14 protein-coding genes are annotated in these 15,582 nt (G+C 61.3%); 5 read left to right on the top strand and 9 right to left on the bottom strand.

Annotated elements, in window-relative coordinates; translation table 11 throughout:
• Positions 1-43 precede the first annotated feature (43 nt).
• Entirely contained in the window at positions 44-976 is a 933-nt protein-coding gene (locus ACODSO_RS10590) for a DAPG hydrolase family protein (RefSeq protein ID WP_489036950.1), read from the top strand.
• 128 nt (positions 977-1,104) lie between these two features.
• Here the strand turns inward: ACODSO_RS10590 and ACODSO_RS10585 are convergent, their stop codons facing one another.
• From ACODSO_RS10585 to ACODSO_RS10545, 9 genes are all read right to left on the bottom strand, one after another.
• Positions 1,105-2,868, bottom strand: a complete 1,764-nt coding sequence (locus tag ACODSO_RS10585) for a sigma-54-dependent Fis family transcriptional regulator (protein ID WP_489036949.1) — start codon at positions 2,866-2,868, stop codon at positions 1,105-1,107.
• Positions 2,869-3,116: 248 nt separating this feature from the next.
• A complete protein-coding gene (gene groL, locus ACODSO_RS10580; protein ID WP_489036948.1) occupies positions 3,117-4,766 on the bottom strand; it encodes a chaperonin GroEL in 1,650 nt (549 codons plus the stop codon).
• A gap of 45 nt (positions 4,767-4,811) precedes the next feature.
• Positions 4,812-5,837, bottom strand: a complete 1,026-nt coding sequence (locus tag ACODSO_RS10575; protein WP_489036946.1) for an NAD(P)-dependent alcohol dehydrogenase — start codon at positions 5,835-5,837, stop codon at positions 4,812-4,814.
• Positions 5,834-6,577, bottom strand: a complete 744-nt coding sequence (locus tag ACODSO_RS10570) for an iron-sulfur cluster assembly protein (protein WP_489036945.1) — start codon at positions 6,575-6,577, stop codon at positions 5,834-5,836. The genes ACODSO_RS10575 and ACODSO_RS10570 overlap by 4 nt, the downstream gene beginning before the upstream one ends.
• The gene (locus ACODSO_RS10565; protein WP_489036944.1) at positions 6,574-7,620 is read right to left on the bottom strand and encodes an amidohydrolase family protein; all 1,047 of its coding nucleotides are present in this window, start codon (positions 7,618-7,620) and stop codon (positions 6,574-6,576) included. Before ACODSO_RS10565 ends, ACODSO_RS10570 begins: the two co-directional genes overlap by 4 nt.
• 61 nt (positions 7,621-7,681) lie before the next feature.
• Positions 7,682-8,026, bottom strand: coding sequence for a propane 2-monooxygenase effector subunit MimD (mimD, locus tag ACODSO_RS10560; protein WP_489036942.1), 345 nt, complete (start codon positions 8,024-8,026; stop codon positions 7,682-7,684).
• Positions 8,023-9,147 (bottom strand): aromatic/alkene monooxygenase hydroxylase subunit beta, encoded by a 1,125-nt coding sequence (locus ACODSO_RS10555; RefSeq protein ID WP_489036941.1) that lies wholly within the window; start codon positions 9,145-9,147, stop codon positions 8,023-8,025. The genes mimD and ACODSO_RS10555 overlap by 4 nt, the downstream gene beginning before the upstream one ends.
• A 45-nt stretch (positions 9,148-9,192) precedes the next feature.
• Positions 9,193-10,236 carry a 2Fe-2S iron-sulfur cluster-binding protein gene (locus ACODSO_RS10550; protein WP_489036939.1) on the bottom strand — a complete coding sequence of 348 codons (1,044 nt, stop codon included), beginning with the start codon at positions 10,234-10,236 and terminating at the stop codon, positions 9,193-9,195.
• A gap of 100 nt (positions 10,237-10,336) precedes the next feature.
• Positions 10,337-11,968: a ferritin family protein gene (locus ACODSO_RS10545; RefSeq protein WP_068374608.1), complete on the bottom strand. Its 1,632-nt coding sequence runs from the start codon at positions 11,966-11,968 to the stop codon at positions 10,337-10,339.
• A gap of 301 nt (positions 11,969-12,269) precedes the next feature.
• Between ACODSO_RS10545 and ACODSO_RS10540 the strand changes: the two genes are divergently transcribed.
• The 4 genes from ACODSO_RS10540 to ACODSO_RS10525 are packed head-to-tail and all read left to right on the top strand — an operon-like array spanning position 12,270 to position 15,504.
• Positions 12,270-12,989: an SDR family NAD(P)-dependent oxidoreductase gene (locus ACODSO_RS10540; protein WP_489036937.1), complete on the top strand. Its 720-nt coding sequence runs from the start codon at positions 12,270-12,272 to the stop codon at positions 12,987-12,989.
• 37 nt (positions 12,990-13,026) lie between these two features.
• The gene (locus ACODSO_RS10535) at positions 13,027-13,746 is read left to right on the top strand and encodes an SDR family NAD(P)-dependent oxidoreductase (protein ID WP_489036935.1); all 720 of its coding nucleotides are present in this window, start codon (positions 13,027-13,029) and stop codon (positions 13,744-13,746) included.
• Between the two features lie 22 nt (positions 13,747-13,768).
• Positions 13,769-14,662, top strand: a complete 894-nt coding sequence (locus ACODSO_RS10530; protein ID WP_489036933.1) for a carbon-nitrogen hydrolase family protein — start codon at positions 13,769-13,771, stop codon at positions 14,660-14,662.
• Positions 14,662-15,504 (top strand): polysaccharide deacetylase family protein, encoded by an 843-nt coding sequence (locus tag ACODSO_RS10525; RefSeq protein WP_489036931.1) that lies wholly within the window; start codon positions 14,662-14,664, stop codon positions 15,502-15,504. Before ACODSO_RS10530 ends, ACODSO_RS10525 begins: the two co-directional genes overlap by 1 nt.
• Positions 15,505-15,582 lie beyond the last annotated feature (78 nt).

The following is a 15,582-nucleotide window of genomic DNA, read 5'->3' as shown; positions in this document are numbered from 1 at the left end:
TCCGCCAAACCATAACCTCAACGGATGTTGAGAAACGGGTGCCATGAGTGAGGGTCCGACGCGACGCCAGATCGTCGTCGGTGCGGCAGCAGCGGTGGCCGCGGCTGTTCTCGGTCCGACAGCGAAGTCGAGCGCGGCACCCGGGGCGGGCTCAGCTGAGGAATGCGGCGGTCGATACCAGGGCTATCGTGAAGGCGACCGAGGTCGCCCGTATGCCCGCTATATGGCTGACCGGACGGCACCAGCGCCGGTCGCCGTCGTCGACACTTACACGGGCCCAGCCCTCGCGGCCGGCGACTTGCCTGGATTCGCCTCTATCACAGCCGATCTCGCAGCGGCTGGCTACTCACCGATCGAGACAGGTTACGGCCAGCTCCCCGATGGAGTAATTTTTGTTGCTGTTCACACCGTGATGCCGCGTGTCACGGCGGCAATGTGGGACTGGTGGTTCGGATGGCACTCCACCGAGGCGGCCCGATACAAACTTTGGCATCCCGACGCTCACCTGTACGCCGCGCTCGCACAAGACCGGACTGCGCTCGACATTCCCGACCGGGCAAAGTACATCGGCAACACGACGTTCGTGGACGAATACATCGGCCCGAAGCTGCAGCAGTTGATGATCGACTTTCGCGATCCAGTCGCGCACGGATTCGATGTCCCCGCCGACCAGACGGTGATTTTGGGGCGGGTCGGTAGCGCCATCGCGCCGGTCGACTTGGGTTGGATCGCTCACCAGATCAGGCCATGTGACGATGGTGCAGAAATGCGGAGTCGCTTCTATCTGAACATGCGTGGCCTGCACATTCCCGATCTGAAGCAGGCCGCGTGCGCTATCCAGCGTGGCGCATCGGTGGATCCGGCCGATCTCGTTGTCGGACTGGACTTGGCCCGAGACTTGATGTTGCATTGCGGACAGGAGATGAACCATCTCGCTGGGTTTCTTCCTGAGCTGTCCGCAGAATTCGGCTCGTAGTAGTTACGAAGTATGGGCGGTCGCGTGAGTCGGCGCCGGGGCGCGGTTCCCGAAATCGTCCCGATTCCGATGAATTCGGGTTGTGCGCGTGCAGTTGTCTTCGGTCCGGCGGGACATCGGGGCGGGTGCTACAGGTCGATGCCGAACTCGCGGATCTTTCGGTAGATGGTGGCGCGAGACATCCCCAGGGCGTCCGCTGCTGCTTGCTTGTTTCCGCCGTTGCTCTCCAAGCTGTGCACGATGGCGTCGCGCTTGAGAGCTTCGATCGGGGTGAGGGTGCGGCGACTCAGTGCCCGACAGCTGGGCGGCAGCTTGTCTACTTCGACAATCCCCGACCTCTGGTTGTGCACGATTTCTTGCAGGATTTCACGAAGTTGAGCGACGTTTCCGGGCCAGCTGTACTTGGTGAGCTGACGGATGGCCGCAGGGGACATGGTCAGGTCCTGCCCGCGGCTGAGCTGGCGAAGTATGTAGGGGACCAGTTTGTGTATGTCTTCTATCCGGTATCGGAGCGCTGGTACGTGGACCGTGTGGCCGAAGAACGGCTGGACCAGGGCATTGCTCTCCGTGTTGTCCGTTTCGGTACCGATGGTGACCCCGATCCATCCTGCGTGTTCGCGACCTTGGATCATGCTCGCGATGGTGCGCTGATGGGTATCGGGCAATGTGTCGATGTCGCGAATGATCACGCTGAAACCGTCTTGTTCGAGCTCGGATTCCAGCGAGAGCATCGCACCCTCGGTGGCAGCGAGTTCCGTTGCGGTGAAGAACTTCGTCGTAGTCGAGATATGTTGAATGGCTGATGCTTTCAAAATGCTGAACCGTCCGCTTCCATATTCACCGGATACGGCCACCCACTCTTGCTGTCTGGCGCAACGGGCGATCTGCTGGCTGCTGTGCCTCCAGGAGGAGCTCTCGCCGACGATCCCGGGAAGGGCTTTTGCGCTCTCGATGGCGACCGTCGTCGCGGTGGGATCGGTGAGGTATGCGTAGTAGACGGCCATACCGCGACGAGAGGACACCGTGGCGTCCACTGCAGGGGAGAGTCGAACGGTCTGCCCGCCGGGCAACGTCAGGATGTGTCGGCTGTTGCCCGAGCCGCTGGTGAGGTCGACGGCATGTTCGACCACCGCTGCCTGATCCTGGGGGTCGAGGGCGCGTCGCAGCTTTCTGTTGAGCAGCACAATGTCGTCGCCCAGCGCGAGAACCCCGACCTGTTGCGATCGTCTGCAGGCTCGGAGGTACGCGTTGAGCAGCGAGGTTTGTTCTTCGCTCGACTGCGCGAGCAATCGACCTTCGATCTGCGCAGTGGCCGACCGCGCCAGCGTGACAAGAAGTGGGGCGCCGTCTTCGACGCAGCCGGTGACGTCGAGGACTCCGACAACCGAACCACTGATGGGGTGCACGATCGGAACGCCCGCGCAGACCAGATTTCCCAAACTTTCGACGTAGTGCTCTGCCCCCGAGACCAGGGTGGGTTGCCGGGTTTCGAGTGCAGTTCCGATGCCGTTGGTCCCGGCGAACTGTTCGGAATAGCTGAATCCGGGGGCGAGGTTGACGTTGTCGAGCATTCTCAACAGTTGGTTGCTCCCGGCTGTTCTGTTCAGAACCACGCCGTCGGCAGAGGTGAGAATCACCGACACGGGCTCGTCGACCAGTCCGTCGGCGAGCTGCCGCAGAACTGGTGTTGCCGCCACCACCAGCGGGCTCTCCAGGTCCGGGTCGCGGACATAGGGCGCGTGCAAGATGTCGGGTTGGACATTCAGCGACCGCGACCGTTCCCAGGAAAAGGAGATGGGACCCCGAACGGCATCGTCGAACTGCTGCTCGGTGAAGTATTTTTCACGAGCCCTGCGAAGGTCCCTGTCTCGTACCGAGATTTCCTTGCTCATGCTTGTCCGCCTACCCACATCTAGAGCAACGGGTGATTCCGTGATCGCGAAAAAGCTGTGCTCCCGAATCGGACGATCACGCCGTAACAGGCTGATGTTAGCCGATTGTCACCGATCGGTAGTGGTTTTGCGATACCGACGATGAAGATCATGTCTCTTCGATCCGTGACGGATGACGGGGTGGCACCGGGACTACCTCGACGCCACTCCGTCTACCGATCTTGTCTGCGTTGCAATCGAACTCGTTCTCAGTAGATGTTGGACGGACGAACCATCCCTTCGGCCAGGTCACCGAATCCGGGCGCCATGATCGCGCCCGGATTGCCGAAGACTTCCTCCACCACAGCGGTTTCCGTGGTGATCAACAGTGCTGCAATCGATGCTGCACTCTCGAGAGCCGCCCGGGTGACCTTGAACGGATCGATGACACCGTCGTCGAACATGTCTCCGTACTCGCCGGTAAGTGCGTTGAACCCGTGTCCGATCGGCAGACCGGTGACGACCTCGACGACCTCGTCGCCCTCGAAGCCGGCATTGATGGCAATCCACCGCAGCGGCTCGGTCAAGGCCTTTCGAACCACTTCCACTCCGATCGCCTGATCACCGGTCAGTTCCAACTCTGCGAGCGCGCGGTGCGACTGCGCCAGAGCCGTCCCGCCGCCGGAGACGATTCCCGATTCCAGTGCCGCTCGCGATGCGGCGACAGCGTCTTCGACACGGAGCATCCGCTCCTTGAGCTCGACGCTGGTCGCGCCGCCGACCCGGACCACCGCGACCCGTCCGGTCAACCGCGCGATGCGCAGTTCGAGGCTGTCTCGGTCACCGTCGATCTTGGAGCGTTCGAGCTGACTCTCCAACTGAGAGACACGAGCGTCGAGGAGCTTCTGATCGCCCCGGCCGCCGACGATCGTGGTGGCGTTCTCGGTGACGGTGATCCGGTCGCACGACCCGAGTTGGTCGATGGTGACCTCGAAAAGTTCGAGGCCTGTGTCCTTGGCGATCACCTGGCCGCCGAGCGCAATGGCCAGATCTTGAAGCTCGGCGACCCGTCGGTGCCCGAAACCGGGGGCGCGGACAACGACCGATTGCATGGTCTTGTGCATGTTGCCGCCCACGAGCAGCTGCAGAGCGGGTCCGTCGACGTCTTCGGCCACGACGACGAGCGGGCGGTCCGCGCGCTTGGCGGCCTCGATGCTCGGCATGATGTCCTGAACCTGGTTGATCTTCTTGTTCGTCAGAAGGATGACCGGGTTATCGTGCACTGCTTCGGCGCGCTCGGGATCGGTGATCATGTAGCCCGAGATGAATCCGTGATCGAACTCGATACCGTCGACGACATCGACTGCCATTCCGAGAGTTTCGCTTTCCTCGGTGGTGACGATGCCGGATCTTCCGACGTACTCCACGGCCTTGGCGACACACTGTCCGATCGCCTCGTCGTCGCTGGCCGCGAGTGTGGCGATGCGCTCCAGGTCGATGCTGCCCACTACTTCGACTGCTTGCGCACGTAGGGACTCGACAACGGAGGCGACGGCCGTTTCGATTCCTCGACGCAGTCGCATCGGGTTCGCGCCGGCGTCCACTGCGCGCAGGCCCTCTCGTACCATCGCCTGGGCCAAGACGGTTGCGGTGGTGGTTCCGTCACCGACAACACCGTTGGTTTTCATCGCGACTTCCTTCACCAACTGGGCACCCATGTTGGCGAACGGATCACGGAGCTGGATCTCTCGAGCGATGGTGACGCCGTCGTTGGTGATCGTGGGCGGACCGGTGAGCTTCTCGAGCACCGCGTTTCGTCCTTTGGGTCCCAACGTCACCTTCACTGCGTCGGCGAGAGCGTTGACGCCCTGCTCCAGTAGCGCGCGTGCTTCGGTGTTGAACCGCAGTTCCTTGGCCATGAGTTCGTTCCTTTCGAGTGTGTGTGGGTGGGCGCTGATGCGGCTCTAGGGGACGAGGATCGCTCGGCCTCGGACACGCCCCGCGTCGAGATCGTCGAGTGCTCGTTGGAAGTCGGCGAGCGGGTATGTGGTGGTATGCAGCGACACCTGGCCGTTCGCTGCCAGTGCCATCAGCTCCTGCAGGTCGTTGTACGACCCGACGAGGTTGCCGATGAAGTTGATCTCGGTGGAGATGACATCGATTGTGGGGATGTCGATGTTCTCCCCGTATCCGACGACGTAGTAACTTCCTGCACGACGGAGCATCGCGACACCGTCCCGGGTGGCACCGCCTTCGCCGACGAAGTCCAGAACCGCTTCTGCGCCATGCCCGTCGGTGAGTTCGAGGACCTCCTTGACGTGGTTCCCGTCTGCAACGATCCCGTGATCGGCACCGATTCGCAACGCAAGGTCGATGGCATCGGGGTTGCGATCGAGGACGACGACCTTGACTCCGGAAATGGCCATGAGAACCTGAATCCCGATGTGTCCCAATCCGCCTGCGCCGACGACGACGCATGTGTCACCGGGACGGGTATCACGCGCAACCTTGGCCGCAGCGTGATAGGCGGTCAATCCGGCGTCCGCGAGGGCTGCGACGTCGGCAGGTTCGAGCGAATCGTCGATCTTGACGACACTACGGGCTGTGGTCCGAAGGTACTCGGCATAGCCGCCGTCGCGATCTATTCCAGGGAATTCACTGTTCTCACAATGCACGTCGTCACCGAAGCGACACGCGCGGCACAAACCGCAAGTCACCAGCGGGTGCAGTATCACTTTGTCCCCGACCGCCACGTTGGTTACCGCGTCTCCGACGGCCTCGACCCAGCCGGCGTTCTCGTGACCGATCGTGTACGGCAGCGTGACTCCGCTCTTCTCTTCCCACTGTCCTTCGAGGATATGGATGTCGGTGCGACACACGCCGGCACCGCCTATTCGCACGATCACGTCGAACGGTCCTTCGATGCCGGGCGCGGGGATGTCGGTCATTTCCAGTGTCGAGTGGTAGCCCACCACCTGTACTGCCCTCATTGAAATCTCCTGGTTCTGATGTCGGTGATGCGTGGAGACGAGCTGATCGGTTCACTGTCGCTGTATCGGGTGGCCAGCAGCCCGCGGCAGAAGTGCGAGTTGCCTTCGATGGAGATCCGGACGGATTTCGCGAACCGAAGCTTCAGAGGGATCTCCTCTGGTGCAACGGATTGTCCGTGTTCGTCGACGAACACCCGGCTGTTCGGGCAGATGCTCAGTCCGATCGCGCTGCGACGGCGGAGTAGAGCGGTGGTGTGTCGTTCGCTCCTGATATCGCGGAGGGTGAGCGTGTGGATGCGCTCGACGCCTTCACCGGTCTGTGCCAGATGGGCAGCAATCGAGCGTTCCATCGCGGCTAGATGGGCCTTGCGGAGAAACACGCCTCGCAGTTCCTCGAGACTGTCGTCGGCCTCCGAGCCGAAGGTGCCGCGGTAACCGGCGTCGGCCGCCAACCCGATGTTGATCTTGTCGCTGTCGTGATGGTCGTCCAGCAAGACCCTGACCGTGCCGATTCCCTCGACGAGTCGAAGGGCGTCGAGGGAATCGGAGGCCATCAGGTACGCGAAGTTCGGGGAGCAGAACGCCGTCGGCAACCGCAGATGCACTTCGACGCCGTCGTCGTCGAGCGTCACCGATCTGACGAATCCCAGCTCGGTGATGGGCTCGTCGAGTTCAGGGTCTGTGACCGTGGCGAGCGCATCGATGACGTCGACGGGAGAGCACAGGGCCAGGGTGGTCATGACGACACGGCTTCTTTCGCTCCTGCGGCGACCTCGACACCTTCCTGGCCCGGGTTCCCCGCGGGGCGGAGTTCGGCGGGAATATCGATGCCGTACAGCGCGGCGGCGTTGGCCCCGAGTATTTTTCGCTTCTGATCGACGGTGATCGGTGCGTACTCCGACTGCATGTCCTCGGGGATCTGGAAGTCCACGAACTTCTCGATGAGCCACTTGGGAGTCCACAGCGCATAGTCGCTGCCGAAGAGGATCTTGTCCTCACCCAACCAATAGAGCAGTTCGCCGATGATCTGGGCGAAGTACCGCGGACGGGTGTGAATGAACGGCAACGCCACAGCGAGGCCGCCGTAGACGTTCGATTCCTGGGTGGCGATCCAACAGAAGTCCTCGAGCCGGGGCAGTCCGACGTGTTCGACGACGAAGCGCAGATCGAGGTAGTCCGTCGCAACCTTGTCGACATCTGCGACGTCGAAGGCGTCTCGGTCCAGTGGCCGGATCGTCGGCCCCTTGTGCACGTGAATGTTCTTGATACCCAACTTGATGCACTCTTCGAGGTATCGCCTCGACCAGGGCTCGTCCAGCTTGTATCCACGGGAATCGCCGTGCCATTCGGCGGTGTAGAGCTTGACGCCCTGCAGATTCATCCGATCCGCATCCTTGCGGAGTTGTTCGAGGCCTGCCTCTTCGAACCTGGGATCGTAGGCGTGGTTGTAAGTCAGCTTGTCCGAGTGCTTCTGTGTCAGAGCGAACGCGTCCTCGGTCTGTCCGAAACCGGTGTGATAGAAGTCGCTGAGAAGGGTCGCCTGAAATATCGCGTGGTCGACGTACCCGTCGACGAACAGATCCTTGTACAGGCGATCCTCGCCGTAGTACTGATATGTCTCGTAGTCCCACAGTTCGGATTCAGGACTGAGGTTCTTGTGGTAGTCGTAGAAGCAGTCGATGAACTGCTTGCCGTGAATGTTCTTCTGGTTCTTCTCGCGTGCGTCCCACAGGTGTACGTGGCCGTCCACGATGAAGTACTTGTCGCCGTTCTTTTCGTACATGGTCTCGGTCTCCAACTCTCGTGAATTCTCTTCTGCTGCGAATTGCTGACGGGCTCGAACGTCAGGGGAGCTCTGCGAGGTCGAACCCGATGTACTCGGCCGCATCTTCGGGGCTGGCGAAGAGCATCGTCTTGTCATCGAGGTGGACCATGCGGCCGTAGTGCGTGGAGCTGATCTCTTCGAACACGGAACCGTCGAATTCCTGTCCGAGCGCATCGGTCAATTCGTCGTAGTCGAACGACAGAAGTTTGGTGCCGTCGACGCGAATCATCGAGGGGTACTCGGTGAGCTCGACGCCGGCCTTGGCGCCCATTACCTCGGCGACCACCCTCCCTACCGGTGTGTTCATCAAGGTCACGCCACACATGTTCGAAAATTCCGTGTTCGATCCGAATTGCATGGTCATCGTGCCAACTCCTTGGGGATGTCGAGGCCGAGGGATTCGAGCAGAACCGTGAACTTGGCGATGGCTGCGTCCAAGCTGGAGGCGAACGTGACGGCCTTGTCCGCCGGCTGAGACCAGATCGGCTGCAGCGCCCGTGCCGCGTCGAGGCACCGGGGTACCCAGACGGTCATCCACTCACCGAACAAGGCGCGGTTTGCCTCGCCGTGCTCGGGATCGTGGGTGAGGAGCTGGAACAGTGTGCGGGTGTAATTCAAGTCGCGGTCGTAGTCGTGTTCACCTGTTCCGACGATGGTGGGCGTGATGTAGTCGCCGTTTCGGGCGGAAATCTGCATCACCAGCTCGGTGCGGAAGAGGGATCCGACGAGCTGCTCGAAGACGATGTTGGTGGCGAAGAGCAGCTCGCACCAGTCCGGCACCGCGGTGAGCTGCTCGACGACTTCCCGAACCGGCTGCCATTCCGGGGCGTTCTTCCATACATCGACGTGCGCCGACCCGTCGAACGAGACAACTGCCTCGGACAGGTCGAGGTTGAACAGGGCGAGGTCCTGCGCGAAGCGCATCTTGTGGGCGGCATTGACGGCTACAGCGGTGTTGATCATGTTGGTCGGACCCGAACGCTGAATCGAGGTGAACACGTGCAGAGCCAGACCGTTCTCCGCATGCATCCACGCGCCGACATTTCGCTCGATGAACTTGAGCCACGGCGTGTTCCAACCGTCGTACGCACGGGCGCGTTTGGCGTTGCTCAAACACAGCTCGACTTGATGCACCACTGCGGAATTGTTGCGGAAGATGGTCTGGTCCCACTCCTCGTTGGGATCGAGAAACTCGTGCCAGTTCGACGATTTCGCGGCTGTCCAGTCCTGGGGGTATCCACCGGGGCCGTCGCCGAAGCCGTAGATCCACCCCTGTGTCAGGTGACGGTCGGGGTCGGGCTGCACGTCGACGGTTACGTCTTCGTACATCGTTGCCCGGCGCTTGGCCGGTGTGTAGTAGCTGTAGGTGCGGCTCTTCGAGCTGGGGAATTCCTTCGCGCCGGCTTCGGAATCGGTGAATTCGATTGTGGGGAAGCTGCGGTGCTTCGGCTCCGCCGTGACAGTCGAGTCTTGGGTTGCAGTCATGTCTGGCCTCTCGGTTGAGGTGTGGGCTGGTATCGGTGAAGCGGTCTAGTCGAATGCCGGGCTGGTGAACTTGTCGTAGAAGACTTGATCCGTCGGTGTTCCGCATACGTCCAGGAGCTCCAGCGCGGCATCGACCATCGGGGGAGGCCCACACAGGTAGACCTCCGACTTGGCGATCCCGGGTTCCAGTCGCCGGACGACGTCGGTGACGTTGCCTTCTTCAACCGATATCGCACCGGAGGACGCCACGCCTACCGAATCGGATACGCAGGCAACGAAGGTGAAGTCGACCAAACCATCACCGAGGGCGTTGATTTCGTCGATGTAGAACAGGTCGTTCGGGGTGCGCGCACCGTAGTAGAAGTGAACGGGTCGGGTGTTGGCCGTTTCCTTCATATGGCGCACGATCGAGAGAATCGGGGCCATTCCGGCACCGCCGCCGATGCAGACCACTGGCAGGACGTGGCCGTCCTTGAGAGTGGACGAACCGTAGGGCCCGGTCAGGGTGATCTCGTCCCCGACCGAAATTCCGTCGTCGAGCAGTGCCGCGAACTTGCCGCCCGGGTACTTCTTGACGAGAAACTCGACCTGGTCCGGAGTCGACGGTGTCGACGCCATCGAGAAGGATCGCAGGTCATCGGTGCCTGGGATCCGCAGGTCCGCGTATTGGCCCGGCTTGAATTCGAACACTGCCGGTTCGACGGGTTCGAGGCGTAGTGCCACGATGTCGCCGGTCACCGATTCGAGGGAAGCGACCCTGGTGGTCACCGTCTGGATCGGGATGCCGCCGAGCAGTTCGTCCTCGTCGAAGTTCAGCAGCTCGATGGTGCAGTCGCTGTATGCCTTGGTACGGCACAGAAGTACGAAGCCCTCGTCTTCTTCTGCTTCGTTGCACGCGAACGTCGAGTGATTCTCCATCTGAATATCGCCGTCGAGGACGAACGACTTGCAGGCCGAACAACGTCCTTCTCGACAGCCGTGCATGAGATGGATTCCTTGTCGGAACGCTGCATCGAGGATGTGTTCGTCCTCGCGGACTTCCATCTCGATGTCGACCGGTTCGAAGGTGATGCGGTGGGTGTCGGCCACGAGGGTCTCCTGAAGTGGGTGTATCGGTGACGCTGCAGTTCGATGACGCTGAAGTCGGTGGGCAGCGGCTGATCTCAGTCGCTGCCCACCGAGGCTGAGATCAGGCAGGCACGGTGGCGCCGGCGCGGTAGGCCGCGATGTGCGCGTTCCGTTCCGACTCGGTCATCTGGTTCAGCAGCACGTTCGGACTTTGGAAGGTGTTGCCGCGGACGTCGTCGAGAGTCCACATCTTCTTCGGGTCCAGATCGAGATGCGGCTGACCGACGAGAGTCTTGCCGTCGTCGCGAACGTAGCCGAGATCCGAGACTATGTCGGCGAGATCCTTCCCGTGATGCAGAGTCTCCCATTCGCGGAATCCGGTGAGGCGCCCCATGTTCGGGGTGTCCTTGCCTTCGTACTCGCCACGGAAAGCTACCGCATCCGTCCAGTAGCACGTCTCCGAGCAGTACGTGCGCCACTGGTTGTCGACCTTCTCGACGACCATGTCTTCACGGATGAGAGCGGGCACCATGCACGTCCAGCAGCGGTGTGGGTACTGGTAGCCGACATCCTCGAAGGCGATCGGCTTGTTGATGCCGGGGTAGGCGAGCCGGTTGTAGTTCTCCCACCACTTTCCGTACTTGCTGTACCAGCCTGGGTACTTGTGCTCGAACCACTCGAAGTCCTTGTCGGTCATGGTGTCGATGCGCCAGTAGTTGACCGGCCAGCCGGTTGCGAAGAAGCGGGCGACCTCGTGCACGTATCCCTTGTTCGTGATCCGGTTCCATGCTTCTTCGACCAGGTCGTGAGGGATGGTCAAGCCGTACTTTTCGAGCGGAATCAGGTAGCTGCGGTAGTAGTCGTCGTAGATCCAGCGGCGCCACATCTCCGCGTAGCTCTCGCGGTCCTTGCGTCGATCTTTGGTCCCGTACTCGATGAATGTGCCGATCGCAGCGTCGACGACGCAGTGGTTGTTCCACCACGCATATCGCAGATCACGTTCCAGCAGTGGACGATTCCGCTCGTCGGCAAGTGCCATGAGCAGGATCGAATAGCCGTTGGAAATGTGGCGAGACTCGTCGGACTGCACCGAGTGGAATACCGTCGGGAGCAGGTAATCACCGTTGGCGGCTGCCTCGTCGGGCATCGCGACGAACAGTGTGTTGGTGAACGCTGTCTCCGCGACGACGGTCAGATAGATGTTCGCGGCAGTGATGGCATCACCGGTGATGAAGCCTTCGCCGAACTGCCGACCGATGGTGCCGGCGTAGTTGTTCGCGAACGCCTTCTCGGTCATATCGAACCCAGCCGGGTCGATGTAGTTGTTCATGTACAGCTTCTTGAGGTTCATCTGAATCGTCGAGTGCCTGACCTCGTCGATCATCTGCACGGCCAGGCCGTTGTGGATCTCCGGATTGGGCACCGCGTCGATGGCCATCGGCATCGCCCGTGCCGCCGAGATCTCCGGGAACGGAATGATCGACAAGAACAGCTTCTGCCACTCGAGCCAGCGCTGCTGGACCTGGCGGAACATGTTGCCGCGAATCGCGCCGTCCATCGCGCCGTAGACGCGGTTGTCCTTCTCTTCCTCCATGGGGAAGTAGGACCGCATGATTTGCTTCAGCGGGTCCTTCTTCGGTGCTTTCTCGAACGTGTAGTCCGTGCCGAAGCGAGTCGCAGGTGTGGCGAACGTGGGTTCCCACGTAAGCTCCGAGATCTTCGCGTGTGCCTTGGTAAGGCTTTGCCTACTCAATGTGCGCCTCCTGGATGCGAGGTCAGCGGGGTTGCCGGCCTTGTCGGGAAGATGTGCACACGATTGAACCCCGTGATCTGCGTCTCATCCGTCTCACTTTGAGATTCAGGACACATAGCGGAAGCGTCCGGTGCCGTTCGATCGCATCGCCCGACCCTGTTACGCCCACGAAAACTCTCCGACCCGCTGGAGCGCATACGTACATCTACGGACGTGCCCACTGCCCTGGGGTTCCTACTGTTCAGCCATCGCATCAATCGGATGCGCATCACCGATCTCGGTGAGGTGAGCGGAAGGAGCCATGATGGGACGGTTGTCCGGATCAGTGGCCATCGTGACCGGCGCTGCCGGCGGTATCGGGCTGGGCATCGCGGAGCGATTTGCGCTGGAAGGCGCGACCGTGGTGGCCACCGACGTCCAAGTGTTGACCAGAGACAGCGCAGTCGATGTTCGGGAGCACGACGTTACCGATGCGGCTCAGTGGAAAGCCCTCATCGACAACGTCGTGGCCGCGCACGGCAAGGTCGACGTCCTGGTCAACAACGCAGGCGTTGCTGGTTACCACGACATCGTCGAAACCTCGGTCGACGAGTGGCAGCGCATTGTCGCGATCAATCAGACGGGTGTGCTGTTCGGGATGCAAACGGTCATACCGGCGATGCGTGCGAACGGCGCAGGTTCGATTATCAACATCTCCTCGATCTGCGGGTCGACTGCTGTACCCGGCGTTGCCGCATATCACGCGACCAAGGGCGCAGTCATCACGATGACCAAGAATGCCGCAGTCAGTTACGCCCGCGACGGTATTCGGGCCAACGTGATCCTTCCTGGCTGGATCAAGACCCCGATGACAGTCGGTCAGACAGACGAGCTCAACGCCCGATACCTCGACGCCACGCCGCTCGGTCATGGCGCAGATCCGGAGGATATCGCCTGGGGCGCTGTGTATCTCGCATCACGTGAATCCGCGTTCGTCACGGGTGTCGAGCTGCCGATCGACGGCGGATATCTCGCGCAATGAGTGCCGTCGCCCCTTCGAAGAAAGAGAACGTACCGTCATGAACAGGTTGCAAGGCAAAGTCGCGCTGGTCACCGGTGCGCAACAGGGAATCGGACGCGCGACGGCCGAGGCATTCATAGCAGAGGGCGCCGTCGTCTATGCCGCGGATCTGACCGATACCTTCGACGCGATCGAGGGTGCTCGTCCGATCGTGCTCGATGTGTCGAAGGAAGGCGCCTGGCGGACGACGATCGATGCCATAGTGGCCGAGCGCGGAAGCATCGACGTGCTGGTCAACAATGCAGGTGTCATCGCGTACTCCGGTATCGAGGAGATCGAGATCGGGGAGTGGGACCGTGTCCTCGGGGTGGACCAGACCGGCGTGTGGCTCGGAATGCGCGCGGTGATCCCATCGATGTTATCGACAGGCGCGGGCTCGATCATCAACCTGTCTTCGGCATGGGGCGTCGTCGGTGGAGTCGGCGTGGCGGCATACCAGGCGGCGAAGGGGGCAGTCCGATCGATGACCCGCAACGCTGCGATCACATATGCGCCGCAGGGTATTCGGGTCAACTCGATCGTTCCAGGATGGATTCGCACTCCGCTCGCCGAAGCCCAGGATCCCGAGATCAATGCGCGCGTCATCGGAGGTACGCCGATGGGCCGCGGCGCCGAACCTATCGAAATTGCTTACGGCGCTGTCTATCTCGCCAGCGACGAGTCCTCGTTCGTCACCGGAACCGACTTGGTGATCGACGGCGGACTGCTCGCTCGCTAGCAACAACGACAAGGAGAACACTATGAGCAGGAGCGTCACCGTGTCTGCGGTGCAATTCGAGATGCGTCAGCTCGACGGTTTCGACGCGTTCGCGGCACAGATCCGCGGACTGATCGAACAGACCGACGGCAGCGATATCGTCGTCTTTCCAGAACTGGTCACCGAGCCGCTGTTCACGGCCAAGCCAGGATGGCAGTCGGACTCGATTTCGGAACTGGGCCGGATCTCCGAATACACCGACGACTACCGTGGGCTGTTCATGGAGCTTGCGAGAGCACGAGGCCAGAATATCCTCGCGGGAACGCATCTCGTCCGTAAGGGGGACCAACTCCTCAACACCGCGTTCCTGTTCACGCCGGACGGCACCGAGTATCGCCACGAGAAGACACATATCTTTCCGGCGGAGGCGGAGTGGGGAACGGGTGAGGGTGACTTGCTCGAACCGATCGATCTGGGCGCAGTCACCGTCGGTATCGCGGTGTGCTACGAAGCCGAAATTCCCGAGGTGAGCACTGTGCTGTCGCGGCGCGGGGCCGAACTGCTGTTGATTCCGTCGTACACCTTCACCGAAGCGGGCTTCTATCGCGTACGGCATACCGCTGCAGCGCGGTGCATCGAGAACCAGGTGTATGCCGCACATGCTCCGATCGCGGGGTTCGCCGGAGCGCCGCTGTCACCGGGCTGGGCGCGGGCTTCGATTCTGAGCCCCTGCGATCTCGGCTTCCCTGCGAACGGCGTTGTGGCCGAGGCTCGGACCAACGTCGAGGACGTCATCACGGCAACCTTGGACCTCGACCTGTTGGCCGAGAACCGCAAGACCGGTGCTGCGACGACGTTCCACGACCGACAGCGGCGGAACCCGCTGTACCGCAGTTTCACGACCGACCTACTTCCAGAACTGCAGGAGACACCGTAATGCCCCTGAACTTGCCCGAAGGTAAGAAGATCGCCGTCAACATCGGATGCGACTTCGACGCACACAGTGTGTGGATGGGAACGTTCGGAAAGACCAGTCCGAGCTACCTCTCCCGCGGTGAGTTCGGCGCCGAAGTGGGTGTTCCGCGAGTGCTCTCGCTGTTCGAGCGCTACTCCATTGCCGGAACCTGGTGCACGCCGACGCACTCCATGGAGACCTTTCCCGACGCATTTCGGACGATCGTCGACGCCGGTCAGGAGATCGCGGCGCACGGCTGCTACCACGAGTCGGTCCCGTCGCTCGATCACGACACCGAGCTGCATCTCATGGACAAGACGCTGAAGTTGCACGAAAAATATGTCGGCACCCGGCCGCGCGGATATCGTTCGCCGGCATGGGATTTCACGGAGAATACGCTGTCGATTCTGGAGCAGAACGGTTTCGAATGGGATTCCTCGCTGATGGGTCGTGATTTCGAGCCCTACCACCCGAGACCCGTCGAGGTCAGGTGGGAAGAGGGCAGCATCCTGGGGACACCTTCACCGATCCTCGAGTTCCCGGTCTCCTGGTTCCTCGATGACTTCCCGGCTGCCGAGTACATTCCGGGCGTCAATCAGGGATTCGACTCGACAGCATCGATGTACGAACGCTGGAAAGATCACTTCGACTACTGCTACAAGAACGTGCCCGGCGGTGTCATGGCGCTGACGGTCCATCCGCAGACGATCGCTCGTGCGCACCACATCATCATGTTCGAAAGGTTGCTGGACTACATGTCCGGCCACGACGGCGTGTGGTTTGCCTCCCTCAGCGATATCTACGACACCTGGTCCGAGAACTGACTCGCTTCTTCCTTCCATCGAAACCTAGTAGTACTTTGTTAGGTCGGCGTGTCGGCTCGAGTTTTCCGTCGATTCTCG

The organism is Rhodococcus sp. FG69, assembly GCF_057808915.1.
The sequence above is the reverse complement of the archived record's forward strand: the minus strand, read 5'-3'. Positions and strand labels throughout refer to the sequence as shown.